The following is a 25,988-nucleotide window of genomic DNA, read 5'->3' as shown; positions in this document are numbered from 1 at the left end:
TTTCGACGCCGGCTCAGCTCATTCAGCGGATATGAGCACCGCCCGCTGAGCCCGGGATGAGCCCCTGCGAGACCTCAGAAACGCAGCTCGACATTGGATGCGAGACCGAAGGCGCAACTGAGCACTATCGAATGGAAGAGGAGGACGCCCGAAGGCACGACCGTTGTCGTTAATCGCGTTGCGCCGAACCATCTCACGCTCCCCTCAACAGGAGGATCTGCTGCAAAGGATGGAGACTCACAGTACGCGAAGGAATTCAGTCAGCGACTCGGGTGAATAGGGTCAACCCGAAACAGTGGCGCTTGACGGTGGTCACCACAGCTTGGCGGGGATCCAACCTGTGAGGCTTAAGCCTTTGATTTTGAAGTGGTACAGCCGCCCCGGCTCGAACGGGGGACCCCCAGATCCACAATCTGGTGCTCTAACCAACTGAGCTACGGCTGCACGTGAGGCAGGGTGTAATCGCCCGGGCGGGCAATTTCAAGCCCTGTTCGAGATTTCGAAATCTGAAATGAGAATGGCGGGCCCGGGAGCCCGCCATTCTATGGCTCAAGCTTGGGAAAGCTTACTCGGCCGTGGCGCCGGCGGCCTTGAGGACCGGGGTCCAGCGGGCCACTTCGCTCTCGACGAGCTTCTGTAGGGCTTCCGGGGTCCGCTCGGCGTTGCTCGGGATCACGCCGCCGAGGTCGAGGAGGCGTTTCTTGGTGTTCTCGTCGTCGAGGGACTTCATGAGCGCATCGCTGAGCTTCTTGACCACGTCCGGCGGGGTCGCCTTGGGGGCGAAGACCGCGTTCCAGGCACTGACCTCATAGCCCTCGAGGCCGGCCTCCTTGGTGGTCGGAACGTTCGGCAGCACCGGGGAGCGCTCAGGGGTCGCGATCGCGAAGGCCTTGATGTTGTTGCCCTGGATCTGCGGCGCCACGTTGACGATCTGGTCGGTCATGAAGTCGACCGTGTTGGCCATCAGGTCGTTCAGGGCCGGGCCCGTGCCGCGATAGGCGACCATGGTCGGCTTCACCTTGATGACCGAGTTGAAGAAGATGCCCGTGGAGTGCGAGACGGAGCCCACGCCCGCATGGGCCATGTTCACCTTGTCGCTGTTGGTCTTCAGGTACTCGAGGAAGCCCTTCAGGTCGTTGGCCGGAAAGTCCTTCTTGGCCACGATGACGATCGGCGTGCCGGCGGCGAGGCCGATGGGGGCGAAATCCTTGGTCGGATCGTATTTCAGGTTCGGGTACAGGGCGGGCGCGGCGCCGTGGGTGCCCATATGACCCATCATGATGGTGTAGCCGTCTGCTTGAGACTGGGCCGCACGGGTGATGCCCGTGGTGCCGCCGGCGCCGGCCACGTTCTCGATCACGATCTGCTGGCCGAGGGTGCGGCTCATGTGATCCGTGACGATGCGGGCGATCACGTCCGTCGGGCCACCAGCCGCAAAGGGCACGATCATGGTGATCGGCCGGGTGGGATAGCCTTGGGCCTGAGCACCCGTTGCGGCCAAGCCGGCGACAGCGGCAAGGGCCAGTGCGATCGTCTTCATCAGTTTCCTCCCTGGTTTAGGTTATGGTCTTACATGGACAAGGTGGGGTCGAAGGCAAGCTATTCCGTGAACACCTCGTCGCGGCCTTTGCGGATGGAAGGCAGCAGGGCGATCACAAGAAGGATGGCCGCGACGGCGAGCAGGCCGGCGCTGATCGGATGATTGACGAAGGTTTCCAGCGACCCGCGCGAGATGATGAGCGCGCGCCGCAAGTTCTCCTCCATCAGCTTGCCGAGCACGAAGCCCAGCAGCATCGGGGCCGGCTCGAAGCCGAGCTTGATCAGCACGTAGCCCACGAACCCGAACAGCCCGATGAACATCACGTCGGTGGGCAGCGAGTTGATCGAGTAGATGCCGATGGCGCAGAACATCAGGATCGCCGGGAACATCAGCCGGTACGGCACCTTCAACAAGCGCACCCACATCCCCACCATCGGCAGGTTGATCACCAGCAGCATCAGGTTGCCCACCCACATCGACGCGATCATGCCCCAGAACAGGTTCGGGTTCTTGGTCATCACCTGCGGGCCCGGGATGATGCCGTGGATCGTCATCGCGCCGACCATCAGGGCCATCACGGCATTCGGCGGAATGCCGAGCGTCAGCAGCGGGATGAACGAGGTCTGCGCGCCGGCGTTGTTGGCGCTCTCCGGCCCGGCCACGCCCTCGATGGCGCCGCGCCCGAAGCGGCGCGGATCCTTGGCGAGCTTCTTCTCCAGGGTGTAGGAGGCGAACGGCCCGAGCACCGCGCCGTTGCCGGGCAGGATGCCCAGGATCGCGCCGAGGATGGTGCCGCGCACCACCGGCTTGTAGGATTGCCGGAAGTCGTCGCGGTTCGGCAGCAGCCGGCCGATGGCCTGGCGCACCACGTCGCGGTGCTCGGTGTGGTCGAGGTTGCGCATGATCTCGGCGATGCCGAAGATGCCCATGGCCAGCACGGCGAAGTCGATGCCGTCGGACAGGAACGGCAGCCCGAAGGTCATGCGCTCCTCGCCGGTCTCGAGATCGGTGCCGACGGTGGACAGCAGCACCCCGACCAGGATCATGGCGATGGCCTTCAGGATCGAGCCCCGCGCCAGCACCACGGCGAAGACCAGGCCCATGACCATGAGCGAGAAGTACTCGGTCGGGCCGAACACCAGGGCGAGGCCGGTGAGCGGCGCGCCGAGCGCGGCGATGACCAGCGTCGCCACCGTGCCGGCGAAGAACGACCCGATGGCCGCGATGCCGAGCGCCACGCCGGCGCGGCCCTGCTTGGCCATCTCGTGACCGTCGAGCGCGGTGACCACGGAGGTGGCCTCGCCGGGGATGTTGACCAGGATCGCCGTGGTCGAGCCGCCGTACTGGGCGCCGTAATAGATGCCGGCCAGCATGATCAGCGCCCCGGTGGGATCGAGCCCGAAGGTGATCGGCAGCAGCATGGCGATGGTGGCGATCGGCCCGACGCCGGGCAGCACGCCGATCAGGGTGCCGACGAGGCAGCCGAGGAAGGCGAGCCCGAGGTTCTGCAGGCTGAGCGCGACGCCGAAGCCGAGGCTCAGGTTGGCGAAGAAGTCCCCCATCAGATCCTCCCGGAGTGGTCGGCCACGTCCACGGGGCCTGGGTGTCGGTTGCGCGTGGCGAGGAAGATCACGATGGCGCCGGCCGTCATGAGCGCCGCGCAGGCGCGCAGCACCGCCTTCTGCGACCAGTCGGCGGGAAAGAGGCTGGTCAGGGCCTGCGGGAAGACCGGGATCGGCAGGTTGAGCAGGTCGCCGAACAGCACCATGCAGAACGGCGTCAGGCTGAGCGCCAGGATGACGAGCTCGCGCAGGCGCGCCTCGGGGGTGGCATAGCCGCCGAGGATGATGCCGAGCGGCCCGGCCACCAGCAGGCCGAGGCCCGGAAGGGCGAAGGCCCCGAAGGAATAGCCGCGGATGGTCAGGGCGAAGGCGAGGATCGAGCCGATCACGAAGACCGGCCCGCGCAGGCTCCACCGCTCCAGAAAATCGCCGTCCTTGAGGAAGGCGGCGGCGAGCAGCGCCAGACCCGAGAGCCCGACGCCGATGGCGAGCCAGCGGGGCAGCATGGCCGGCCCCATGGCGTTGAGCGTGCCCTGGTCGAGATCGCGCGTCAGCAGCAAGGCAAGGGCTGCAAGGGCGACCAGGAGCAAGCCTCCCGCGAGACTTTGCGGCGCGCGCACCGGCCCACGATGACGCGGCGGCTCGGAGCCTTCGTGAAGAACAGACATGGACGACCTCCCGGCAGGCGCACCAGCGCCCAAGGTTATTGCTACCGATATGGCCCGAGGCCGCACGCTGGATCAAGCTTCTGTTGTCCCGCAGAGAAAGCTTCTCAACAAGACCTGACTGAATGAACAATCCTTAGGGAAAAGGTCTATTAAACTATAGGACAGTCACCCGAACCCTGCAGGAGGTGACTTGATCCCCGGCCTCGACTTGTCTAGATGGAACCTTGTAGCCAGGCCGGGCCCCTCTGGTCGCTCCTTGAGAACAGGAGCGGCGATGTCGGACTGGATGAAAACCAGGGCGGCCTGGGTTCGTTCAAAAAGACGGTTTTGCCTTGCATTTCGGCTCGCGGCCCGAGGAATTCCGGTCCCGACCGGGCACAGATGCGTCTTTTTGAGCGTTTCGCATGCGCTGTCCCTCAACCGACATATGAGGCACTGCATGTTTGATTTCTCACAGCTTTTGGGTCCCGAGGTCATCGCTTTCCTGATGGTGATCGGCATCGATCTGGCGCTCGCCGGCGACAATGCCATCGTCATCGGCATGGCCGCGGCCGGCCTTCCCAAGGAACAGCGCAACAAGGCGATCCTCCTCGGCGTCCTCGCCGCCACCGTCCTGCGCATCGCATTCGCGCTGGTCACGACCCAGCTTCTCCAGATCGTCGGCCTGCTTCTCGCCGGCGGCATCCTGCTGCTCTGGGTCTGCTGGAAGATGTGGCGCGAATTGCGCACGACCCATGAGGAAGAAGAGGCGGCCGAGGAGGCTCTGGAGGGCGCGGACCTCGACAAGGACGGCACCATCGCCGGCAAGGCTCCCCGCAAGACCTTCGCGCAGGCGGCCTGGCAGATCGTCATCGCCGACGTGTCCATGTCCCTCGACAACGTCCTCGCCGTGGCTGGCGCCGCGCGCGAGCATCCCTACATCCTCGCCTTCGGCCTGCTTCTGTCGATCGCCCTCATGGGCATTGCGGCTTCGTATATCGCCCGCCTGCTCCAGCGCTTCCGCTGGATCGCCTATGTCGGCCTCGCGATCATCCTCTACGTGTCGCTCAAGATGATCTACGAAGGCTTCCTCGAGGTCTATCCGCTGATGAACGGCGCCGTCGGCTAAATCGACGGACCCTGGTTCAATCTCGGATTGACGGCGGGGATGCGGGAAGGCAGAGAGCGTGACGCTCATGTCTCCCGCTCTCCGCCCTCATTTTTCCACTGCCGGCCTGCGCCATGGCGCCCGTGCGGCGCTGCCCGCGTTTCCCGGCTTCATCATGTTCGCCGTGGCCTTCGGCACGGCGGCAGCCCAGAAGGGATTGTCGCTCGGCGAAACGCTGGGCCTCTCCGCCTTCGTCTATGCGGGTGCGTCCCAGATGGTCGGGCTCGAGATCTGGCAACAGGCCTGGACGCCTTCGACGGTCCTCACGATCATGACCGTCACGGCCGTCGTGAACGCGCGCATGATCCTCTTGGGCGCAACCCTGCAGCCCTGGCTCAAGAATGAGCCGCTCGCCCGCACGGCCCTCAACCTGTTTCTCATCACGGAAGCCGGCTGGCTGGTCGGCACCCGCTATCATAGCGAAGGCGGCCGCGACGTCGGCGTGCTCCTGGGATGCGGGATCATTCTCTGGGTGGTCTGGCTCCTCGCAACGCTCAGCGGATTCTTCGCGGGAGCCCTCGTGCCGGAGCCAAGGCGTTTCGGCCTCGATCTCGTCATGCCGATCTTCTTCGGCGTCATGCTTGTGCCCTTGTGGAAAGGCGCGAAGGTCGCCCTGCCCTGGCTCGTGGCCGGACTTGTCTCCCTCATCGTCCATGCCCTCGTGCCCGGTTACGTGTTCATCATCGCCGGCGCTCTCGCGGGAGTCGCGGCCGGGATGCTGATCGAATGAACACCGCCGGAGCGATCATTGCGAGCCCGTGGGGCTCCGTTCTCGCCATCGGCGCCATGGCCCTGGTGACGTTCCTGTGCCGCATCGCAGGCGTCGTCCTGATGAGTCGGGTGCGGCTCACGCCGCGCATCGAACGGGGACTTCGCGCCCTGCCCGGCTCCATCATCCTGGCGACGATCCTGCCGGTGGCGATCGACAATGGACTACCGGCGATCATGGCCCTGACGGTCGCCATCGTGGCGATGATCGTCACGCGTATCGACATCGTCGGCCTTCTCGCGGGCCTAGGCACCCTCGCGGTCATCAGGGCTTTTGGTTGAGCCCTGCTTGAGCCGCAGGCGGATGCGGTACATCAATCCGTCGCGAATGTTGCGATAGGCATCGAGCACCTGCTCGCGGGAGCCCTGGGTGATGGTCGGATCGGGCGTGGGCCAGTATTCCACTTCGGCCGCGATGGTCCGCGTCAGTTCGAGCGCCGCGTGATGCGCTTCCGGCGAGAGGGAGATGATGAGGTCGAAATTCAGCCCCTCCCATTCCTCCAGCTCCTGCAGCGTGCGCGGCTTGTGCTTCGATGCGTCGATGCCGATCTCGGACAGGATCGACGCCGTGAACCCGTCCGCGTCGCTTTTGCGGACACCGGCGGATTGCACGTAGATCGATTGGCCGAAGTAATGCCGCGCGATGGCTTCGGCCATGACGGAACGCACCGCATTCATGGCGCAGACGAACAGAACCGAATGGATCCGTTTCGAGCGGGGCTCGTCCAAGCGTCAGCCCTTCCAGTGAAGCGCGAAGATCAATGTAAAGATGCGGCGCGCCGTATCGAAATCGAGGATCAGCTTGCCGTCCAGGCGCTTCATCAGGAGTTCGGCCGCCTCGTTGTGCAATCCGCGCCGACCCATGTCGATGGCCTCGATCTGCGCCGGCGACGCTGAGCGGATGGCCTGATAGTAGCTGTCGCAGATCAGCTCGTAGTCGCGGATCGCTTTGCGGAACGGCGTCAGGGACAGGTGATGGGAGACGAGATGCGCGCCGTCCTGTGCCGTGACCTCGAAGCAGAGCTTCTTCTCGACCAGTGAAATGCGAAGGGCGTAAGGCCCCCCCTCGTAGTTCGGCAGGGCGAAGTGGTTCGCCTCGATGATGTCGTAGATGGCGATGGCCCGCTCATGCTCCTGATCGGGATTGCCGCGGCCGATCGAGGCCTCGTCGAGGGTGACGGCGACCAGCCGGCTCCGCTCCTGCGCTTCGCTCGCCATCCGCCTCCCCTTTTTCCTTAAAGGTTCAGGCGGATCGCAACCGACCGCGCATGCCCCTCCAGCCCCTCCGAGCGCCCGAGCGTGATCGCCGCGGGGCCGAGCGCACGCAGCGCGTCCGCGTCGCATTTCAGGATTGAGGTTCGCTTCATGAAGTCAAGCACGCCGAGACCCGAGGAGAATCGGGCGGACCGGGCGGTGGGCAGGACGTGGTTCGGGCCGCCGACGTAATCGCCGATGGCTTCCGGCGTGTGGCTTCCGAGGAAGATCGAGCCCGCATTGCGGACTTTGGCCGCGAGTTCCTCGGCATTCTCCGTCTCGATTTCGAGGTGCTCGGGAGCAAGCCGGTCCACGAGGGGAATGGCATTCTCGAGCCGGTCGATCAGGATGATCGCGCCGTAATCGCGCCAGCTTGCGCGGGCGATCTCCGCCTTGGGCAAGGTTTCGAGCTGGCGCTCGACGGCCTTCTCCACGGCGTCCGCGAGAGCCGGAGAATCCGTCACGAGGATCGACTGCGAGGCCGGGTCGTGCTCGGCCTGGGCCAAGAGGTCCGCGGCGATCCAATCGGGATTGCCATGCCGGTCCGCCAGGATCAGCACCTCGGAGGGGCCGGCGATCATGTCGATCCCGACCTGGCCGAAGACACGGCGCTTGGCGGCCGCCACATAGGCATTGCCGGGACCGACGATCTTGGCGACCGGCTGCACCGATTCCGTCCCATAGGCCAGGGCTGCCACCGCCTGCGCACCGCCGATGCGGAAGACCTCGTCGACACCGGCGAGGCGCGCGGCCGCAAGGACGAGCGGGTTCGTCTCGCCCTTCGGGGTCGGCACCACCATAGCGATGCGCGGAACGCCAGCGACCTTCGCCGGAACGGCATTCATGAGGACAGAGGACGGATAGCTCGCACGTCCGCCGGGCACGTACAGGCCGACGGATTCGATTGCGGTCCAGCGCCAGCCCAGGGTGACGCCGAGCGGATCCGTGGACATGGAATCCTGCGGGCGCTGGGCCCGATGATAGGTCTCGATGCGCTCCTTGGCCAAGGCCAGGGCTTCCAGCGCCTCCTTGGGGCACTGGCCCTCGGCAGCGTCGATCTCGGCATCCGAAATGCGCAGGGTCTCGGGCTGGAGGGCCAACCCGTCGAAACGGTAGGTGAAGTCGATCAGGGCTTCGTCGCCTCGGGCGACCACATCCTCGATGATGGCCCGGACGGCCTGATCGACATCCTCCGACACCTCCCGCTTGGCCGTGAGGAGAGCGGCGAAAGCCAGCGGGAAGGACGGCTCCCGCGCATCGAGCCTCTGCACCATTACGGGCGCCCCGCCGGCTGCAGCTGCTCTTCGTGCGTGGGGCGGCTTTCGGCGGCCCAGACCGGGCCGGTATCTTTCATCTGCATTTCGATGCACTCCAGGTCCACCTGGATGGCTCCGCCGTCGGCAAAGATCAAGGTGGCAGTGCCCGATGGGGCATTGGTCTCCTCGAACGCAATGGCGAGAAGGTTAAGAACCGCATCCTTGTTGGTCTGGTCGATGCCACGGACGCGCACGCCCGTGACGTTCTCGAAATGCATGCAGGTCAACCGGCGCTGGGGCCTGTCGGCCTCCCAGTCGTAGCGGCGCGTCTGAATGGCGAAACGCCGTTCCTTGGGCAGATAGGCGATATCGCCCACCCGCAGCAGGGAGTCCTGCAGATGAGCGGAGATGACGGCAAGATCTTCCGGATCGAAAGCGACAAGTCTCAGGAGGTCCATGGGCCACCAACCTATTGTTGAACTTTAAGGTTTAGGTAGAGATCCCTCTGCCCCGCTGCAACCTTTCCAGGCGGCTTCTTCTTCATGGTCCGGAAAAGAAAGGGCCGGCAATGGAGCCGGCCCGATCATTCTAGCCTCTCAGGCGCTCGATCTGAGCGCCGCAGCGGGCGAGCTTGGCTTCGAGGGCCTCGAAGCCGCGATCCAGGTGGTAGACCCGGTTGATGGTGGTTTCGCCTTCGGCCACGAGACCTGCGATGACGAGGGACACCGACGCCCGCAGATCGGTCGCCATGACGGGCGCTCCCTTGAGGCCAGCCACGCCATCCACATAGGCGCTGTCACCGTCGAGGCGGATCTGCGCGCCGAGCCGGGCGAGTTCCTGCACGTGCATGAAGCGGTTCTCGAAGATCGTCTCGCGGATGCGGGACGTGCCGTTCGCCCGGGTCATGAGCGCCATGAACTGGGCCTGCAGGTCGGTCGGGAAGCCTGGGAACGGGTCTGTGGTAACATCTACCGGTTGGATGCCATTGCCGTTGCGCCGGATCCTGATGCCCCCATGGGTCGGAGACACATCGGCCCCGGCTTGGCCCAGGACGTCGAGAGCGGCCTGGAGATATTCGGGCCGGGTGTTGTCCAGAACGATGTCGCCGCCCGTCATGGCGACCGCCATGGCATAGGTGCCGGTCTCGATCCGGTCCGGCATGACGTCGTGGGATGTCCCGCCGAGGCTGGTCACGCCTTCCACCACGATCTCCGAGGTGCCGGCGCCCTGGATCTTGGCTCCCATCTTGATGAGGCACTCGGCCAGATCCACCACCTCGGGCTCACGGGCGGCGTTGCGAATGACGGTGGTTCCCCGCGCAAGCGTCGCGGCCATCAGGGCCACGTGGGTGCCGCCTACCGTCACCTTCGGGAAGTCGATCTCGGATCCGATCAGGCCCTTGGGAGCCGTCGCCACCACGTAGCCGGCTTCGATCTCGATGGCCGCGCCGAGCTTGGCGAGCGCCATGATGAGCAGGTCGACCGGCCGGGTGCCGATGGCGCAGCCGCCGGGCATGGACACCTTGGCATGGCCGAACCGGGCCACCAGGGGAGCGATGACCCAGAAGCTCGCCCGCATGGTCGAGACCAGCTCGTAGGGGGCCGTGGTGTCGATGACGCTCTTGGCCGCCAGGCGAATGGTCTGTCCCGTCTCCGAGGACTGGCCGGGCCGGCGGCCGGCGATCGAGTGATCGACACCGAAATTGCTCATGATCCGCAGCAGGGAGGAGATGTCCGCGAGGCGCGGGACATTGCCCAGCTCCAGGGTCTCTTCCGTGAGAAGGCTGGCGATCATGAGAGGCAGGGCCGCATTCTTGGCACCTGAAATCGGAATCAAGCCGTTGAGAGGCGCGCCGCCCCGGATGCGAATGCGATCCATCGAATTCCCCTTACACTGTTTTTAGCGAGCCAAGCGCTATGCGCGTCTCGAGCCCATCCGGCTAGTCGGACGGCTTGTCGCGCTCGTCCGTAACGCTCAAGCTCCCGGTTTCGGTTCCAGGCGCCTTCACGGCTTGCCGTCCACGAGCTTGAGCCTTGCGACGCTTAAGATTCTCTTTCAAGGCCGCCTTCAGCCGGTCAGCTTTCTCTTGCGATTTCACGTCAGTCATGGTTCACGCGACCCATCGTCGCCTTTATCAAATAGAGGCTTCGCAAGCGGCTCTCAACCGCAATATCACGGTTCAGGACTTTGACCCGGATCAATGCGATCTGGCATAATGGGTCCAGGATCCCCGGGCATTGCAGTGCCCACCCGGTGAGATGATGGATTATCAAAACTTCTTCACGTCAGCCCTCGATCGCCTCCAGGCCGAGCGGCGCTACCGCGTTTTTGCCGATATCGAGCGTCTGGCCGGCCGTTATCCCCAGGCAATCTGGCACTCTCATGAAGGTCCGCGCCCCATCACCGTCTGGTGCTCCAACGATTATCTCGGCATGGGCCAGAACCGCGACGTGACCCGCGCCATGGTCGAGGCCGCCTGGCGGCTAGGAACCGGCGCCGGCGGCACCCGCAACATCTCCGGCAACAGCAACCCCATCGTGGCGCTCGAAGCCGAGCTCGCCGACCTGCACGGCAAGGAGGCGGCCCTCGTCTTCACCTCGGGCTACGTCTCGAACCAGACCGGCATCTCGACGCTGGCCAAGCTGATCCCGAACTGCCTGATCCTCTCGGATGCGCTCAACCACAACTCGATGATCGAGGGCGTGCGCCAGTCCGGCTGCGACAAGGCGATCTTCCGCCACAACGACCTCGATCACCTGGAAGAGCTGCTTCGCGCGGCGGGCGACCGGCCCAAGCTGATCGTGTTCGAGAGCGTCTATTCCATGGACGGCGACATCTCTCCGATCCATGCCATCTGCGACCTCGCCGAGCGCTACGGCGCCATGACCTATATCGACGAGGTCCATGCGGTCGGCATGTACGGCCCGCGCGGCGCCGGCATCGCCGAGCGCGAGGGGGCCATGCACCGAATCGACGTGATCGAGGGCACCCTGGGCAAGGCCTTCGGCGTCATGGGCGGGTATCTGACCGGCACGAAGGCCGTGATGGATGCGATCCGCAGCTTCTCGCCGGGCTTCATCTTCACCACCGCCCTGCCCCCGGCGGTCGCAGCGGCGGCCACGGCCTCGATCCGGCACCTCAAGACCTCTTCAGCCGAGCGCCAGCAGCAGCAGCGCCAGGTGGCCCGCACCAAGGCGGTCCTGAGTGGCGTCGGACTGCCTGTCCTCGACACCGTCACGCATATCGTGCCGGTGATGGTAGGCGACGCGGAAGCCTGCAAGGCGGCATCCGACCGGCTGCTGGACAAGCACGGCATCTACATCCAGCCGATCAACTACCCCACCGTGCCCCGCGGCACGGAGCGGCTGCGCATCACGCCCGGGCCGTTCCACTCGAATGCCCATATCGACGCCCTGGCGGCCGCTCTCGTGGAAGTCTGGACGGCGCTGCGGCTTCCGCTGGAGCCAAAAGTCCAGGCGGCCGAATAAAGATCATTTTCAAGCTTGCATGGAGGGCTGCCCTGTGGCAGTAAGCGGCCCTCCCCGTTGGCGCGCTGCCGTAGCTCAGTGGTAGAGCACTCCCTTGGTAAGGGAGAGGTCGAGAGTTCGATCCTCTCTGGCAGCACCAGCCAAAATGCCTTTTAGTTCAAAGGCTTCGTCGCAGGTTCGACCCCACCACGAGGGCGAACAAAGCGGCAGTTCGCGGCAGAACGCGACGGGAACATGCCGCTTCAATCCGTGGAAAATCCGTGGAGCCACCTGGGCCACCGTAGCAACGGCTCAGTTTGATTCGTCCATCCCCGAAAACATGAGTCGGCTGAATCCTGTAGCCACGGTGGAACCGTGGTTCGCGCGTCGCGGTTTAGTCAGTCCATCCGATGAGGTCTGCGCTTATCTGGTGGAACGGGGTTGGGCTCGGCTCGTCCATGGGGCGTCCGGGCCCAATCACTTTGATCGACCGCGTCAGCGATGAGCAGCCGTAAGGCCGAAGACCCGGAGGGGCTGAGCCTGCAAGGTGCCAGCGCGGTGGCGAAGCCAGACGCCCTGCCCTAAACTCCATCCCATGACAGACGATCCCTCCATAGACCCCATCGAAGCCTTCATCTGGTTGCTTGGCGGATTAGGCCGTGATGAGACGGACAGATCCGCCAGGATCGCCAAGCGCATTCATACGGCGATAGGCTCGGATGATATTCATGTGATTGACCGGGCTTGCCGGGAGGCGCTTAAGACTTATCAGAGGCGGTTGATGGGGACGGATCGGCCGAAAGACTAGGCCGGTCATCCTTCCCGATCCCGCGTATTTCATAGGCTGCCAGGAAGAGAAGGCCGCAGATCGCGTGAAGGAGATGGGAGCGCCCGCTTTCCGGGTCTGCTCTCTCCCCCATCCAGAAGGCGATGAGATGCCGCTGGGTGGAGTTGTAATACCGGGACCAGTCGGCGCCGGCACACCAGTTGTCAGGGCCGTATTTATCAGCTCCGAAGCCGAGGATATGGACGACGCCTAAGAGCACGTCCCACGGCAGGAGGCTCCAGCGGGGCTTGCCGGCATCGTCTTTCTTGAATGCCGCAACCTGCATTCGGCCGACCTGCATTGTCCAATGGTCCTCAGGGACACGCTTTGTGGTGACGCTCACTCTTCGCCCCCTTCCTCATCAGGGCTCACGTACCGTTCCTCCGGCGGGACGTAGTAGGCACCCATGATCTCCTCCATGGACTTGGACGGAGGTGGCAGGCGCCAGAGCGTCACTTCATGGGCCGGCACCGTCTTTCCCTCGCGGATCGTCCAGGCCCCGTCTTTCCATTGGACGGAGTAGAGGCCGTAGGTCGGACGCCAAATTTCGATACGGGTTCCGTCTGTTGGCGCGGTCGCGATGGGCTGCATGTCGTCGGGAGGAACTTGGCTCATGCGTAACGCTCCTGCAATGTCTTCATCGAAACACGCGCAAAGTCATCAATGCGCCCATTCCGAATAATAACATCATGTACGCCATACCACCAAGAGGTTTGTGATAGTTTTGCGTAAGGTTCGACGTGTCCGTGTGGAAGACTAGTTCCCACATCGATCAAAGTAACGCCCTGCCCTTCACCTATCTTTGCAAACGTCTGATACGTTGCGCGATGGCTATGGCCTTTAATCAAATCATGCGCTAGATTATTCCCCATGATGTTCGGGCTGCTGTGAGGCTTGCCGATTACATTGAGGGGAACATGGACAAACCCGACGCCACCGATGAACGTGACCTTGCCAAAGTCGTAAGTCTTCCACCGAAATTGAGCGAAGTCCTGAAGGACATCGATCCAAAGGCTGTCTTCAAGCTCAGAGCGGAGGTCTTGGTAACGGCGAACTCGGTCTTCGTGGTTTCCGAGTGTTATAATTCTGGGAATGGTGCTCGGGCCAAGCTCACTGTCGAACAGTTTGAGGCTCTCGCGGAGGCACTCCATGTCGTGCCGCAACGAGGGGCGGCTCTTAGCTTTGACGGAACCGATTGGATCATGGGTCGAGACACTATCAAATGATGCCCAATCCCCAATCTGAACGATATGATCGGGTTGGGTCTCCCCGATATGCCGGGCAATCCACTTCAGCCGGGAGAGATCCTGACCGGGGGCAACGTGCAGATCGCCTATCACGCAAACCCGAATAGCCTCGGCCTCTTCCTTCAGCACCGGAGGAGTCTCAACCGCCCTCAGGTAAGGCACACGGACGCGAGGCTTCTCATTCGAGTTCGCCGCACTACTGGCAGCCAGTACACGTTCAAGCCGGTTGGCGACTGTGCTTCTGGTGAGCCCAAGATCACGGGCGATAGCAGCTTTGTTGCCGCCATGCCGGGCTACAGCCGCCTTGGTCTCTTCGATCTGTTCAGGGGTCAGCCGCATTAAACGTCCCATTGCTGAGAGAGCGCCTCATCACGGATGAAGCAGGGCATCCACGCCCCTTGGTAGGGACAGGTCTTTTCAAGCTTGGAGGGATGGAGTTGGCGCTTGGGTTGCGCGTGTGTCTCCCAGCCCAAGGCCAGGAGGCACAGCAAGCCGACCAGCACCGCAACGACGCGGCCTGTCATGGGAGGCTCCAGTTGTGGAAGGGTCAGCGCGGGAGAAACGGCAGGTATTTGGCGGCTATGCCGGCCGTGAAGCCGCCGATGGCAATGAGGATGCCGAGAAGCCAACGAGCCCCTTTGGCCTGCAAGAGAAGGTCGCGAAGCTCGGTCACGACGTCGTTGGTCTTGTCAAGAGTTTCGGCCAGGTGCTTCACCTGAACCTCCAGGGCGGCGATGCGCTCACGGGTATCGTCGCTCATTTGGCGGCCAGCGGCTTGGCCGCCCAACGACCATAGATGGTCCCGAACCCGCCAAGCACGGACAGCGCCGCCGTCCCGAGCATCTCAGGGTTATAATCGCCATTCGCCAGAGCCGTGGCGATTGTTCCGACACCACCAAAGATCGCACCGATGGCGCCCCACGTTACGCGGGACTTGTACCAAGGCTCGCCATTCGTCAGATGCTCGATGACCGGCACCAGCTCTTTACGGATGGCCGGGGCATCCGATGGGGTCACGGGGTTGGCAGGGTCTTTGACAATGCGGTCAACAAGCGCATCGATGATCTTGGGGGCGGCCGTCTGAGCCACCTGACCCAGGATGATGGGGATAAGAGCCGGGATCATGCGGCATTCCTTTTGAAGAGGCCGGCCAGGAGAGTGGCAAGCCAGGAGGTTTTCGGAGGTTCAGAGATCGGCTCTACGTCAGGGATCGGTGCGGCGGCCATGCTCAAAGCTTCCCGTTCGACCTTCTGAACGCGCTTGGTCCAACCCTTTCCATATTTCGGCCAGGTCGAGATCTTGCGGAGGAACGTCAGGCGCTCGCCGCACAGTTTGGTGATCAACGTTGCCGGGTTCTGCCGATTGACGGCCGCCAGCGTGAGAGGCCCGACATGCCCGTCATCAGCGACACCCACGCATTTCTGAAGCGCCATGGCCGCACGGGCGGGGCCGGAGTTGACGGCGAAGTCAAACACTGCGTGATCAACGCCAGCCGGAAGAGCATCGCCCCTCACCTTCGCCCAATAGTCTCTACGGTAGATGGAAGCCGCCGCTTCCAAGGTCAGGTTCTTGATGTCAAGGGTCGGGTACGCCATCGCACTGATGCCGTACTTCGTCCCCTTCAATTGCCCCTGACCGACGACGCCGCTGGTCCAGTTGCCTCGGTCGGCGCGGTCCATGCTAAGACCGCCTTCGTGGCCGAAGACAAGCGCCAGCGACCGCTCAAGTGTCGGTGCTGCCATTGTTCAATTGTCCTGAAATAAAAAGACCGCCTCTGGGGCGGTGTCCGGTTGCCGTCATTCAGCCGGGGCAACTTCGGCATCTATATATTACGGTAGCAGAAGACCCATCTAAACGCTAGATCTTGCTCGCCTGAACGAACAACTCGTCCATCTGCTCGTCGGTCAATCCGATCTCTACGCCAAGTGCTTGGACATAAGGATTGCCGCGTTCCCAATTGTTCGCATCGGCAAACCAAATCCGCACGATTTCATACGGGTGTGCAGCAACAACGGCCTTCACCTGATCGAGCAGCCCGCCATTGAACAATGCAATCTTTGCCTGTGCGGCCGTCACGACAGACGGGAACGGAGGCTCGGGCGTCGGAGGGGAATAGGGAACCACGCCCCCGTTCTCCCAACGCCTAAAGCCGCCGTTAGAAATGAACTCAAGCCACTGCTCATCGGTGATCTGAATGGCTGCATCTGGAATGTCGGAGCCATTGATCTCGGGCGCATAGAAGGCAGCAGGGAACCCTTCGGCATCGAAAACTGCATATTTCATCTTACTGTCCAATCGCCAGCCAATTAATACGGAACCCGGCACCCGAGCCTGGATTGGGGCGGACTGAGACGGCAAAGCTGGTGGTGGTTGTAACGCTGTTGATAACCCCAATCGACTGTGCGCCTAGGGTGATAACCTCCTGGTCGCCGTTCACCGGGATGACCGTGCGGACGGCTGTCGGGAATGCGATTGGGAAGGTAATTACAAAATTGCCGTTCGCGTTCGTTGTGCCGACCGTCGTTCCCCATTGCAGGATAAGCCCATTGGGGAGCTTCTGATACCCAGTGCCGGCAAGGCTGTTGGCAAAGTCTCCCTTGATGACGGCCATCAAAGCCCGCATGGAGTCGTTCAGCGAGGACGGGGCTTGGCCTTCGGAGAAGATAATTCCCGACGCGCTGTCGGCCGTGGCATTGGCGCTGGCCGTGGTGGACCAACTGGTAACTGGCATATGAAACCTCACAAAAGAAAAAGCCCCGGCTGTTGACCGAGGCTGCTGATGCGCTAAGTTGTTGCGTTAGTTAAAGAATACCCTGCGGATTATTGTCGTTGTACCCACTGAACTCGGAATACGATCCGTCGCCCACGCGGGCTCCGCTCTCGCGTCCCGTGTTTCGCGTCGGCTCTCGATCCGTCCAGTTGCCGTCCAGACCGAACGCCGCAAAATCGTCCGGCGTCAGGTTGGAATAGGCGTTCGCGTAACGGTCGAAGGCATTGGAGAACATGCCGCCAATGTCGAGCCCGCTATACAGCCCATTGGTCACCGCGCCGAACGGACCACCTGTGAGAAAGCCCATCGCCGCGCCTGTCGTCGCCTTGCCGAGCCTCGTATCGAGGAAGCCGGGAGACCAGCCCTGTGCGATCTGCGGATTAGCCATGGCGTCCATGAAGGACGTTTTTTCAATCGGGTCCATCAGGCCCAACGTTGAGCCGATACCCCGCAAGGACGGAGACGGCAGCGACGGCAAGCCGAGATCGAACGACGGGAGGTCGAAGTCCTTCGCCACCTGCTGCTGTGTGCGCGTCGGGCTGGGAGCCGGAGCGGACGGCAGCGAGACCGGAGCGGACTGAGGCGCGGCCCGTGTCACAGCCTGAGGGGCTGACTGCGGTGTCGCAGACGGGAAGTTCGGCCCAAACTCGTCGGGGATATCGCCCATCGGAGCCGTTGACGAAACCGAGGGGGCCTGCGTCACCGAAGCCACGGGAGCCGGAGCCATGGCCGGCGTCTGTGGCGCGATCTCGTTCATCAGGCTTTGTGCGATGGCCTCGTTCGTCAAATCCGGCGCCGTGGTGTTGCGCACCTGCATGGCGCCGTTGAAACGGTCCATGGCGTTGCGGGCTTCCAGCGAGGGAGCGGAGAAGTCAGGCGTTGCACCCCATGGCCCTTCGCCCAAGCCCGCCGAGAAGCCGGAAGGCTGCGGACCTGTCGGAACATCGGAAAGATTGACCGGCGCCGTATCCACGGGCGCAAAGCTCTCCATCGGGCTGGAGTACATATCCGCCGTGATGTCGGGATAGGTGCCGAGTTCCACATCCGAGAAATTCGGAGCGGCCGGCGCCGAAGGGCTGATGCTTGTCAGGGGGTCGAACGCCGTTCCCGCCGTGATGCTGGAGAAGTCCGCCCAAGGATCACCGAGGTACTGCGCCTCTTGGGCCTTGTGTAGTTGCTCCGCATAGGCCGTTGCCGCCTCTGGGGTGTCGAACAACCCGAGGTGTTGGCCCGTTGCCCTGAACTGGTCGATAGCCTCTTCATCGGACAGAAGGCGCCCATCGTCGCTCACAGTCGGGACCAGAGCTTCCACCCCATCCACGTTGATGGACATGGAACGAACCGTGCTGATTGTCCCATCCGGGTTCTCGACCATCGGCCTGTTATCGAGGTCGATATTGCCCGGCGAGAGCAGCCCAGAGGAGACATCAGAGTATGGCGTGATGCCGGAATATCCCGCGAACCCCGCAGGCCCAATTGGGCTATAGGTGCCGAAGTCCGGTTGCCACCCCTCCAAAGAAAAACCCGCCTCGCGGGCGGGTGTCAAATCGGGGATCGAGGAAACGTCTATTCGGTTGACGGGAACCCCTATGTCCCCGAGGAAGGCATCGGCCACGGGGATGCTGGCGGTGGCATTCCCGACAACCTTGTTCTGGAAGGTCTTGTTGGCCTGGATGATATCGACCACGCCACCGAGCTTGCGGCCGTAGTTGCGGTCGGTCGCGTAGCCGGACTTGCCAATGGAGGCGATCTGCTGGTCAACCGTTTGGTTCTTGCCGATATGGCCGTAGCGGCTGTTCCCCATCAGGTCGCCGTAATCCATGAAGGAGTCGAGCGGGTTGCTGTAGGCGCGGAAGCTGTCCGTAACCTTCGTCATCCCCACGCCGGGAATGTCCTCGTGGGTGACGACGGACTGGCCGGCACCCTTGATGCCGAACATATTGTTGCCGGCAACCGACTTGCCCCAGCCGCTCTCTAACGCAGCTTGTCCGAGAACGACCTCGGGAGCCATACCGGTGACTTCGGCCACATCAAGTGCGAAGTCTGTGTAGGCGTCGATGAACTTGTCTTGCGGGCTAACTGCCGAACGCGCCGATTGTGATCTTTTCGCCATTTAGCGTCCTGCGGGTAATGGGGGGAGCCTCTCGGGGAGGCCGTACTTCTCTTGGAGGTGTTTCGGGATCGGCTTATCCCCAACGAAGCGCCGCCACATCCAAATCCTCATCTCTTGCTGTGACGGCTCGGCATCTTGGTCTCGGAACCCGCCCTCTTGGTTAGGGACCTGTCGGAACGGATCAAACTCAGGCGTCTCTTTGGGAGCGGCCATAACAGCGCCTCCGATGATAATTAGAACTGCGATGAAAACGAAACGAGCCATGGCAACCTCCGAACGGGCTATCATGGCTCCAGATCCCTAAAATGGAAATGGCGGCCCTAAGACCGCCATCTCACCCCTGCCTTGCCTGGGCTCGCCTTGCATCGCCTAGCCGTATCTAGCCGCGCCAGACCATGCCCCGCCTCGCCTAGCGGTGCCACGCCGGGCCTCGCCAAGCCGGGCCTGGGATTATACGGCTTGCGCCATGAAGCGTCCGAACTTAGGGCGCCAATCGCCGATACCGACAACGGTACCCGCCGTGCGGACCATTTCCTCGACCTCCGACCGGTTCAACTGCCCCGGAAGAAAATCGATGGAAATCTCACATGACCAGTCTCGGAAGATTGGTCGAGTTCGCATGACCTTGTTCCGCTGGACCTTAACGCCAACTGTCAGCCTGAACCGGTCATCAGCCCACAATTCATTTACCGTTCGCGGGCCTTCATATTCAATCGGGAAGTTACCGACCGACAAAATGCCGGCCTTGGCTTGCTGCCCCTTCTTCTGCTTGCGGGCTGCCTCCACCAAAGCGGCCTCGACAATCTCGCCAGGGATGACGGGCTCGCCATTATCGAGGTACAGGCCACCAAAGAACTCAAGCCGCGCCAACTCCTCAAAGTCTGCGTCAGTCTTTGCCCGCTTGCTGGAAACCTTCTTCATCTCCTTGGCAATGCTGTTCAGCGGGTCCGCGAGTTGTCCATTGTGGCAGATCAGGGGTGATACGCCGGTAAGACGGAATTTCAAGTTTTGATACTGCATGTGCGGTCTCCACGCGCCCCGGAGTTATCCGCTCCACATCACTCACTGCATGAGTGCGGGAAGCGTACCGGCGGCGGCGAATAAGGGTTGTCAGGGCATGGTGGCAGCCATCAGAGCCACCACACAATGTCGTCAGATCATCAACGGTTTCAGTACCCAACACAGCTGGGTAGCAACGGTGGTGAACCTCAAGGTTCTCCGTCGTATTGCACCCACGGCAACGGAACCCATCGCGAGCCAGGGCCTCCTTGCGGAGAGCAGCCCATTTTGGCGATGCGATGTATTCCTCGTAGGTCACGCCCCCATCCTTTGCTCTTCACTGAGCAGCTTCATGCGGGAGTCGATGGACTCAGCCACACTGGCTAGATGGCGAATTAACTCGTTGATCTCCGCGACAACCTTCTGCGCACGAGGATCAAGCTCCTGCCGAACGTTGAACCGGTTGGCTGGAGCCTTCGGAAATGCTATGATGTTTGTAGCTTGAGCCATGACTAGACCTCATTGGCTGAGTTAGAGCCGGGATTAAGAGCACCACCTCTTGCCCGGCTTGTTTATTTATGGCACCATTAAATCATGAAGTCAATTGATGGTACCAAAAAATCTAGGCGAGGTAGACCTTTTGCTGATACGGAGGCCGTAAACCTCCGTCTCTCCAGAAAAATGGTCGATGCTCTTGAGGCTTTCCGACGAGACCAAGAGAAGATCCCGACGAGGCCAGAAGCCATTCGGATGATTATATCCAACTGGTTCGAGAACCACGGCTATTACAACAGATAGTCTAGTTGCGCGTTTGGGTTGCCCCCGCCATATTCACAGCGGGAGCACCATCCATGAGCCAATTGTCCAAGGGGCAATGGGGAGCCATCATCGGCACCGCCGTTGCCATTACCCTGAGCAAATACGACAAACTACCAACTGTTTACGCCGGCGATATCGTCGCAATTTGTATCATCGGCGCCCTGCTATTCTGGTTCCTTCGCCCTCGCGCTGATAGGAGCGGTGGCCAAGTAGTAGGACAGAGCCCGAGCGATAGTCTCGCGTTCAGAGTCGGCAAGAACCTGAAGCGCGTTTGGGGCGGCACGGGTCGCTGACGCATCGCCACCCGCCCGGATGATCCTGGACAGCTTCTCGACATTGGCCGGCGTTGCCCGGTCAGCGAGAAACTTGGCCCCAGCACCCGCCCCGGAGACAGCCAGAGCAGCCGGCCCGAACGCCGCCGCGCCACCAAGCCCCAACATCGCCATCAGGCCGTTGCCCTGTGGGGACAATTTGCCGATAAGACGGGCGATGTTTTGGGCCGTCGAACCCCTAACGATTGCCTCCAGAGCCAGCCTCTCGTCCTTAGTGAAGCCCCGCGCCTTCTTGGGATCGTCCAAGATGCGGCGGAGGTTCTGGCGGATGGCGTTATCCACGTTGCCGCCTGAGCCAGTGGAGTCGGCCCGACGCTGTGCCTTGGCCTTTAGATCATCAACCATTTCGGTCTTCTTGATCCGGGTCCACAGTTCGCGGGCTTCCTTCAGGGCCTTTACGCCCTCTCGGACATCGCCCATGACGACATCACCATACCCGAGATCCCCAACGAAGCCGTCAATCTCGCCGATGATCTTCTTCGCGATTGCTCGCTCAGAGGCGTCCGCGCTGGATGCCGCGTTAGAGGCCACGCGGCGGAACAGGTCCATCCCCTTGAGAGTGATGGGCTGCCCCTGGATGCGGTCCAACTCCTGGAGAGCAGCCCCGATGCGAGGGTGCAGCGCCGGAAGGTAGCCGCGCTCCGCGAGCTGGGTCTCGACCTTGCCCTTGAGGGTTTCTAGTCCCTTTGGCGCGATGACAATTCCAGCATCGTCCGCCTTCTGATATGCCGCTTCGGCCGCCTCTTTGAGTTCCTGACTGGTTGCGATCTTCGGGGCTGCGCTGAATGCGCCGGCCGCCTTGCCGACAGCCTTCGCGATGCCTTCGCCAGCGACGTTGCCAACAGCACCGCCGATGGCACCATAGAGGGCACCATCGCCCACGTCAGTGTCATGACCGGTGGCACTCAGAGCACCGAGGGCGGCACCATCAGCCGCCATAGCAGCCGAGCGGGCTGCTAGTCCCTTTGCCCCCTTGGCGGCGACTCCGGGAACCACGCGAGCGGCTGTGATGCCCGCCTTCGCCAGCCCCACGCCTGGAACGATAGTCGCACCGATATCAGTAGCAAGGCCGGCAGAACCCGCACGGTCGCGGGCTGCCTGCGTCTTGGCCCTTTCTGCGTCCGTACCTTCTCCGCCCAGATAGCCCGCCAGCTTATCGGCATAGCCGAACGTCAGGCCATCAGCCGCGATACGCACGATGTCATCGGCCGCTTCGCCTGCCTTCTTATACCAAGGCCGATTGTCCTCAGTGGGGGCGGTTTGCTCCGCCCCCTTCACACCAATGCTGGAGGCGATCTCCTCAACGGTGGCGTTCTGCTCCTCGGGCGATAGGGATAAGAAAGAGTCATCTACTGTGACTTTCTTATCCCCAATTGTGAGAGTTGCCATTTATTGAGCGCTCCACGACACGCCTGATTTTGTCTTGCCGGTGACAGCGCCTTGAGCACTCTGCCCTCGAACACTGCCTTCGTCATCCGTTGAGCCAGGACCGTGAATGATCTCATTGTAGATCTTCTTCACGCGCTTGAGGTTGCGGGTGAACTGTTCCTCGGTTTGAGACTGCTCAAGGCTTCCGATGGCTGCTCCAAGAAGCTTGTTTTCCGTGTCGGAGACGGCACCCAGAGCCGCGCCAGTGGGAGACGATGCCCGCATCTGCTGAAGCTTGTCGAAGGTAGCATTCGCCTTGATCGTATCGACCAGCCCCGAAACGTCGTGGGCCTGCGTACCGCCCACGTTGGAAAGAACCTGCCCTGTTTTTCCGGTCACGAGGCTGCTACCAAAGATCGGATCACGGGCGTTCTTGGTGATATCAAGAGCCCGGTCGATATCCTGAACTACGATGTCAGCGGCTTGGGCCCGCTGCTGTTGGGCCTGCGCCGCTTTCGAGGCTCCAGTGCCGAAGCCTTGGACGGGGCGGGTTTCAGCAGTCCGGGGATTGAAGTACACTGGCGTCTCAGACCCGTCAGTGTTCTTGACGGTCTTCAGCTCCCATTTGTCTTGGTCTTTGTTCAGACCGAGGAGAGCATTGGTTGCGGCCCCCCTCTGGTCTTCCGGTAGAGAGTTGAACAACCGTTCCTGGAACGACGCATCCTTGCTCTTGTACTTATCCAGAGCCAGCGAGTTCAGCACTTCCGGCATACCTGCAAGCTCGGGGCGGCCAAGCGATTGAGCAAGCTGCTGGTAGGCAACTCGCTGCTGCTGTTTTTCAGCCTCGGCCTGTTTGAGTAGGCGGGTGCGTTGGTCTTGGACCGCGCCCTGAGAATAGCCCTGCAAGCCAGCGGCGAACCCATCACCCGACATGAGCCCGGCAGCCATCCCCAAGAGAGACGCTTGGTTGTTCCGGGCGTAATCCTCAAAGCCCCCGAGGATGCCGTTCCCCTGCGGGAGCCCCATTCCAAGAATTCCGCCACTCATAGGAATGCCCCCATACCTGCACCAAGAATTCCGCCCCAGCCTGCACCAAGGCCGGGGATATTGGCGCCCATTGTTGCGCCCCCAAGAGCACCGCCAAGGATACTAGAGGCCGCGCTAGGTCCGGGCTTGCGCTCAATGGTTGTTGAACCCTGGCCGCCCATGCCGCCAAGGATACCGGTGTACCAGTTCAAGTTCTCTTTCGGGAAGTTTGCCTTTTGATCGATACGAGCCTGATCCCGGCTTTGGATGAAATCACCGATACCCGCGAGGCGAGAGGCACCATCGTAGCGGAGGTTGTTCAACTCCGAAGCGAGGCTGCCCCAACCGAGCTGGTTCTGCGCTCCAGCCGTTGCCAGCGAGCCCAACTGGCCCGCCGCCTGAAGCTGCCGGTTGCGGGAATTCTCGTTGCTCTGCAACATCAGGTCGTTGCTTGCGTTGCCGAGGGACTCGCCCATCTTGGCCCCGATGCCGGCAGAGCCGTACCGACCACCGCCCATAAGGGTTGCGGTCGAAAGTGCGGCACGGTTTTCGCGGTCAGCAATCGCCTGCTTCAGTCGCGGGTCTTCCTGATACGAGCCATTGGCGAAGTTCGTCAGGTAGCCGGCCGCGTCCTGCATGCCCTGCGTCATGCCGCCGTTCCCGAGAATGCCCGACTGAACGCCATAAAGCTGATCGAGGTTCGGAACGCCCTGCCCGGCAAGGTTCCTCGTCATGTCGAACGAGCCGAGGATGTCGCTGTTCAGCGGCGCCTGGCCCGGAAGCTTGGCGTTCTTGTAGACCTTGGCGGCCTGTCCAAGGGCGTTGTTCCACCCCTGCTCCAGGGCCGGGAACATCTGATTGGTAGAGGTGGAGGTCTTTGTAGAACTCCCGAATAGGGTAGCCATTCTTAAGGGTGCTCCAAAAGAAATGCCCGCACGGTGGCGGGCTGAAATCAGGTGATGTGCGAAGGGCACTAAGCGGGGTTGACGACCACGTAAGAGAAGGTGCGCGTCAGGGTTGAAGCTGAGTGAGCAACCGTGAATGATCCCGCTGCCGGAGTGATGCCAGTAATGCCGGCATCGATGGACCAGCCGCCCGCATCACTCGCCACCGGAAGGATAGTGGAGGAGGCGGTCACGTTGGCATCCGCTTTAACCGTTGAGGTGGCCGGGCTGACCGCGAGAGACACCGAGCCGAGGAAAATCGACGGCGTGGCCTCAAGAGCGGCAACCCGCTCCTCAAGGCTCCCGATCTCTTTGACCTTTCGCTTCAGGTCCGTGATGTCGCGGCCCCTTTGGTCGGTTGACCCGAAAGGATTTCCGCCGCTCATTGCTGACCATCCGGTTGTTCAGTCGTCGCCAAGCCCTGAGCGAACTTCCAGGAGGTCTGCGCTGGAATGACGACGCGGAAGGTGTGAAGTCGGGATGAGGCCCGAAGATGCGTCACGCCTGTTCTGGGATGCCGAGAGAATGGCCCCGTCCACACCACCTCGTCGCCGCTGTATTCCTGCTTGCCGACATAGATTGCAGGCGCCGCATCGCCCCAGACCCCTTTGAGGTCAGCCTGCGTGACGATAGCCCGCCCATTCGGGTTGAGTTGCAGCGGGGACACCTCAAGGGTTGCCTGCATCGCCGGTCCCGTGAGCAGCGCCAGCCTGCCGTCCGAGCCGACAGCCGCAACGGTCGGGCGACCGCCCTGGAACTGGCGAGAGTCGAGAGACACGTCCATTCCATCAATCGACGGATAGTTTGCGTCCAACTGCTCCAGGGTCATTCCTGGGACGGCTACGGGCTGCCAGTACTTCGCCGTGACTTCGACAAAGAACAGCCGGTCCAACTCGTAATCATAGCCGAGAAGGCGGTCATATGAGCTTGCCGCCGCGCTGGAGTAATACGCCCAATAGATGCGGGGCGAGTACGGGTCGGCAAAGCCCTGGATCTGTTCTAGGCGGGCCGTATCGCAGTTGGCGAGGAACTCCTTGGCGACGCGGTGCGAGCCAATCGCCCTGTTGCTGCCATCGAGGGCGAGCGTGTATGGCCCGTCCTCGGCCATGTAATAGACCTGCCCGTTTGCCGGGATCGTGGAATAGCCCGCTACTGCCGAGCGAATGCCGGCGATCTCCTCCACGCGCCAAGCGATATTGGGATCACCCTCAACCTGAATGATGCGCCGGGCCTTGCCGCCATCCTGAAGGATGAAGCCGAAGGAACCGAGCGTTCCAGGACCGGCGATATTGCCGCCATCGGGCAAGAGGAATTCATCACAGAGCTGCGAGCCGATGGTCCAGAACTCGGGCTGATTAAAGCCGCTGTTCAGGAAGCGCCTGCGGTTCGTGGCATCGGCCACGAACACGAAGTCCCCGACCGTCCACACATAGCGGGCGACCGGAGGGGAACCGCCCTGCGCTGTGAAGTTCGCCGCCCCGCTCTCGATGTCGATGATCTGGTTGGCATCGCTGCCGTTGACGGCGATGAATTTGCTATCGTATTGCGCGAACTGCCATTGGTTCCCCGGAAGGACGTTGTAATTCCCACCTGCGAGGCGGGAAACATCGTTCCAGGTGCCGGCCGAAAGCCGATAAAGCTTCGTGGATGTGCCGGCATAGACCTGGAACACGCCCGCCTTGGTCTTGGCAAAGCCCATGCCGACGCAGCCAGATGGCAGGGCGTTGGAACCATAGGTCGAAAGCGACGGCATCGGACCCCAGCCAATCGTATTGGGGTAGCAGTTCTTGGCAATGGTGAGGAGCCCGGTATCGAGGCCACCCCGATCCGGCTCCAGCTCTTTGAAGGGGATGATCACGGAAGCGGAATTCCCAAAAGAAAA

At 62.2% G+C, this 25,988-nt stretch carries 29 protein-coding genes and 2 tRNA genes; 5 read left to right on the top strand and 26 right to left on the bottom strand.

The features are described 5' to 3' along the window. Positions 1-367: 367 nt before the first annotated feature. The 4 genes from U0023_RS13380 to U0023_RS13365 form a co-directional block, all read right to left on the bottom strand. Positions 368-444 (bottom strand) — tRNA-His (locus U0023_RS13380). Positions 445-565: 121 nt separating this feature from the next. Next, the gene (locus U0023_RS13375; RefSeq protein ID WP_009494539.1) at positions 566-1,540 is read right to left on the bottom strand and encodes a tripartite tricarboxylate transporter substrate-binding protein; all 975 of its coding nucleotides are present in this window, start codon (positions 1,538-1,540) and stop codon (positions 566-568) included. A gap of 59 nt (positions 1,541-1,599) precedes the next feature. Beyond that, positions 1,600-3,102, bottom strand: a complete 1,503-nt coding sequence (locus U0023_RS13370; RefSeq protein WP_322883745.1) for a tripartite tricarboxylate transporter permease — start codon at positions 3,100-3,102, stop codon at positions 1,600-1,602. Beyond that, a complete protein-coding gene (locus U0023_RS13365; RefSeq protein WP_009494533.1) occupies positions 3,102-3,770 on the bottom strand; it encodes a tripartite tricarboxylate transporter TctB family protein in 669 nt (222 codons plus the stop codon). Before U0023_RS13365 ends, U0023_RS13370 begins: the two co-directional genes overlap by 1 nt. A gap of 439 nt (positions 3,771-4,209) precedes the next feature. Here U0023_RS13365 and U0023_RS13360 point away from each other — a divergent pair, with 439 nt between their 5' ends. The 3 genes from U0023_RS13360 to U0023_RS13350 all read left to right on the top strand — a co-directional run bounded on the left by U0023_RS13360 (position 4,210) and on the right by U0023_RS13350 (position 5,967). Continuing rightward, positions 4,210-4,878, top strand: coding sequence for a TerC family protein (locus U0023_RS13360; RefSeq protein ID WP_009494531.1), 669 nt, complete (start codon positions 4,210-4,212; stop codon positions 4,876-4,878). A 67-nt stretch (positions 4,879-4,945) separates the two neighbouring features. Further along, positions 4,946-5,647, top strand: coding sequence for an AzlC family ABC transporter permease (locus U0023_RS13355; RefSeq protein WP_009494529.1), 702 nt, complete (start codon positions 4,946-4,948; stop codon positions 5,645-5,647). Beyond that, positions 5,644-5,967: an AzlD family protein gene (locus tag U0023_RS13350; protein WP_009494527.1), complete on the top strand. Its 324-nt coding sequence runs from the start codon at positions 5,644-5,646 to the stop codon at positions 5,965-5,967. Before U0023_RS13355 ends, U0023_RS13350 begins: the two co-directional genes overlap by 4 nt. Here the strand turns inward: U0023_RS13350 and U0023_RS13345 are convergent. From U0023_RS13345 to murA, 5 genes are all read right to left on the bottom strand, one after another. Next, positions 5,932-6,414: an arsenate-mycothiol transferase ArsC gene (locus tag U0023_RS13345; RefSeq protein WP_009494525.1), complete on the bottom strand. Its 483-nt coding sequence runs from the start codon at positions 6,412-6,414 to the stop codon at positions 5,932-5,934. The two genes, U0023_RS13350 and U0023_RS13345, sit on opposite strands and share 36 nt — an antisense overlap. 3 nt (positions 6,415-6,417) lie before the next feature. After that, positions 6,418-6,903 carry a UPF0262 family protein gene (locus U0023_RS13340; protein WP_009494523.1) on the bottom strand — a complete coding sequence of 162 codons (486 nt, stop codon included), beginning with the start codon at positions 6,901-6,903 and terminating at the stop codon, positions 6,418-6,420. A gap of 17 nt (positions 6,904-6,920) precedes the next feature. After that, positions 6,921-8,210 (bottom strand): histidinol dehydrogenase, encoded by a 1,290-nt coding sequence (hisD, locus tag U0023_RS13335; protein WP_040639645.1) that lies wholly within the window; start codon positions 8,208-8,210, stop codon positions 6,921-6,923. Positions 8,211-8,212: 2 nt separating this feature from the next. Then, positions 8,213-8,653: a DUF2948 family protein gene (locus U0023_RS13330; protein ID WP_009494519.1), complete on the bottom strand. Its 441-nt coding sequence runs from the start codon at positions 8,651-8,653 to the stop codon at positions 8,213-8,215. A gap of 130 nt (positions 8,654-8,783) precedes the next feature. After that, on the bottom strand, positions 8,784-10,073 hold the full coding sequence (gene murA, locus U0023_RS13325; protein WP_009494517.1) for a UDP-N-acetylglucosamine 1-carboxyvinyltransferase: 1,290 nt from the start codon (positions 10,071-10,073) through the stop codon (positions 8,784-8,786). 383 nt (positions 10,074-10,456) lie between these two features. Between murA and hemA the strand changes: the two genes are divergently transcribed. Together hemA and U0023_RS13315 are read left to right on the top strand one after the other, a co-directional pair. Further along, positions 10,457-11,683, top strand: a complete 1,227-nt coding sequence (gene hemA / locus U0023_RS13320; protein ID WP_040639644.1) for a 5-aminolevulinate synthase — start codon at positions 10,457-10,459, stop codon at positions 11,681-11,683. Positions 11,684-11,747: 64 nt separating this feature from the next. Next, positions 11,748-11,822 (top strand) — tRNA-Thr (locus U0023_RS13315). A 598-nt stretch (positions 11,823-12,420) separates the two neighbouring features. Here U0023_RS13315 and U0023_RS13310 read toward each other — a convergent pair. From U0023_RS13310 to U0023_RS13230, 17 genes are all read right to left on the bottom strand, one after another. Continuing rightward, on the bottom strand, positions 12,421-12,789 hold the full coding sequence (locus tag U0023_RS13310; protein WP_009494513.1) for a dATP/dGTP diphosphohydrolase domain-containing protein: 369 nt from the start codon (positions 12,787-12,789) through the stop codon (positions 12,421-12,423). Between the two features lie 38 nt (positions 12,790-12,827). Then, positions 12,828-13,103, bottom strand: a complete 276-nt coding sequence (locus U0023_RS13305; protein ID WP_009494510.1) for a hypothetical protein — start codon at positions 13,101-13,103, stop codon at positions 12,828-12,830. Beyond that, positions 13,100-14,074 carry a metallophosphoesterase gene (locus U0023_RS13300; RefSeq protein ID WP_195904258.1) on the bottom strand — a complete coding sequence of 325 codons (975 nt, stop codon included), beginning with the start codon at positions 14,072-14,074 and terminating at the stop codon, positions 13,100-13,102. Before U0023_RS13300 ends, U0023_RS13305 begins: the two co-directional genes overlap by 4 nt. After that, positions 14,074-14,259 (bottom strand): hypothetical protein, encoded by a 186-nt coding sequence (locus U0023_RS13295; protein ID WP_009494505.1) that lies wholly within the window; start codon positions 14,257-14,259, stop codon positions 14,074-14,076. Before U0023_RS13295 ends, U0023_RS13300 begins: the two co-directional genes overlap by 1 nt. 23 nt (positions 14,260-14,282) lie before the next feature. After that, positions 14,283-14,495, bottom strand: a complete 213-nt coding sequence (locus U0023_RS13290; protein ID WP_009494503.1) for a hypothetical protein — start codon at positions 14,493-14,495, stop codon at positions 14,283-14,285. Next, positions 14,492-14,860, bottom strand: a complete 369-nt coding sequence (locus U0023_RS13285) for a hypothetical protein (RefSeq protein ID WP_009494501.1) — start codon at positions 14,858-14,860, stop codon at positions 14,492-14,494. Before U0023_RS13285 ends, U0023_RS13290 begins: the two co-directional genes overlap by 4 nt. Next, complete coding sequence (locus U0023_RS13280; protein ID WP_009494499.1) at positions 14,857-15,477, bottom strand: glycoside hydrolase family 108 protein; 621 nt, start codon at positions 15,475-15,477, stop codon at positions 14,857-14,859. The genes U0023_RS13285 and U0023_RS13280 overlap by 4 nt, the downstream gene beginning before the upstream one ends. A gap of 115 nt (positions 15,478-15,592) precedes the next feature. Further along, positions 15,593-16,018, bottom strand: a complete 426-nt coding sequence (locus tag U0023_RS13275; RefSeq protein WP_009494497.1) for a hypothetical protein — start codon at positions 16,016-16,018, stop codon at positions 15,593-15,595. Position 16,019: 1 nt separating this feature from the next. Beyond that, positions 16,020-16,466, bottom strand: a complete 447-nt coding sequence (locus U0023_RS13270; protein WP_009494495.1) for a gp53-like domain-containing protein — start codon at positions 16,464-16,466, stop codon at positions 16,020-16,022. 70 nt (positions 16,467-16,536) lie between these two features. Beyond that, on the bottom strand, positions 16,537-18,618 hold the full coding sequence (locus U0023_RS13265; protein ID WP_009494493.1) for a glycoside hydrolase family 73 protein: 2,082 nt from the start codon (positions 18,616-18,618) through the stop codon (positions 16,537-16,539). 450 nt (positions 18,619-19,068) lie between these two features. Further along, complete coding sequence (locus tag U0023_RS13260) at positions 19,069-19,638, bottom strand: hypothetical protein (RefSeq protein ID WP_009494491.1); 570 nt, start codon at positions 19,636-19,638, stop codon at positions 19,069-19,071. Positions 19,639-19,932: 294 nt separating this feature from the next. After that, positions 19,933-20,127, bottom strand: a complete 195-nt coding sequence (locus U0023_RS13255; RefSeq protein WP_009494238.1) for a hypothetical protein — start codon at positions 20,125-20,127, stop codon at positions 19,933-19,935. Between the two features lie 473 nt (positions 20,128-20,600). Next, positions 20,601-22,157 carry a hypothetical protein gene (locus tag U0023_RS13250; protein WP_009494236.1) on the bottom strand — a complete coding sequence of 519 codons (1,557 nt, stop codon included), beginning with the start codon at positions 22,155-22,157 and terminating at the stop codon, positions 20,601-20,603. Next, positions 22,158-23,183 (bottom strand): hypothetical protein, encoded by a 1,026-nt coding sequence (locus tag U0023_RS13245; RefSeq protein WP_154661282.1) that lies wholly within the window; start codon positions 23,181-23,183, stop codon positions 22,158-22,160. Then, positions 23,180-24,016, bottom strand: a complete 837-nt coding sequence (locus U0023_RS13240; protein WP_040639336.1) for a hypothetical protein — start codon at positions 24,014-24,016, stop codon at positions 23,180-23,182. The genes U0023_RS13245 and U0023_RS13240 overlap by 4 nt, the downstream gene beginning before the upstream one ends. Positions 24,017-24,135: 119 nt before the next feature. Then, a complete protein-coding gene (locus tag U0023_RS13235) occupies positions 24,136-24,492 on the bottom strand; it encodes a hypothetical protein (protein WP_009494233.1) in 357 nt (118 codons plus the stop codon). After that, the gene (locus U0023_RS13230) at positions 24,489-25,964 is read right to left on the bottom strand and encodes a hypothetical protein (RefSeq protein WP_009494232.1); all 1,476 of its coding nucleotides are present in this window, start codon (positions 25,962-25,964) and stop codon (positions 24,489-24,491) included. Before U0023_RS13230 ends, U0023_RS13235 begins: the two co-directional genes overlap by 4 nt. Positions 25,965-25,988: the final 24 nt, after the last annotated feature.

Source organism: Microvirga lotononidis, assembly GCF_034627025.1.
GTDB lineage: Bacteria > Pseudomonadota > Alphaproteobacteria > Rhizobiales > Beijerinckiaceae > Microvirga > Microvirga lotononidis.
The sequence above is the reverse complement of the archived record's forward strand: the minus strand, read 5'-3'. Positions and strand labels throughout refer to the sequence as shown.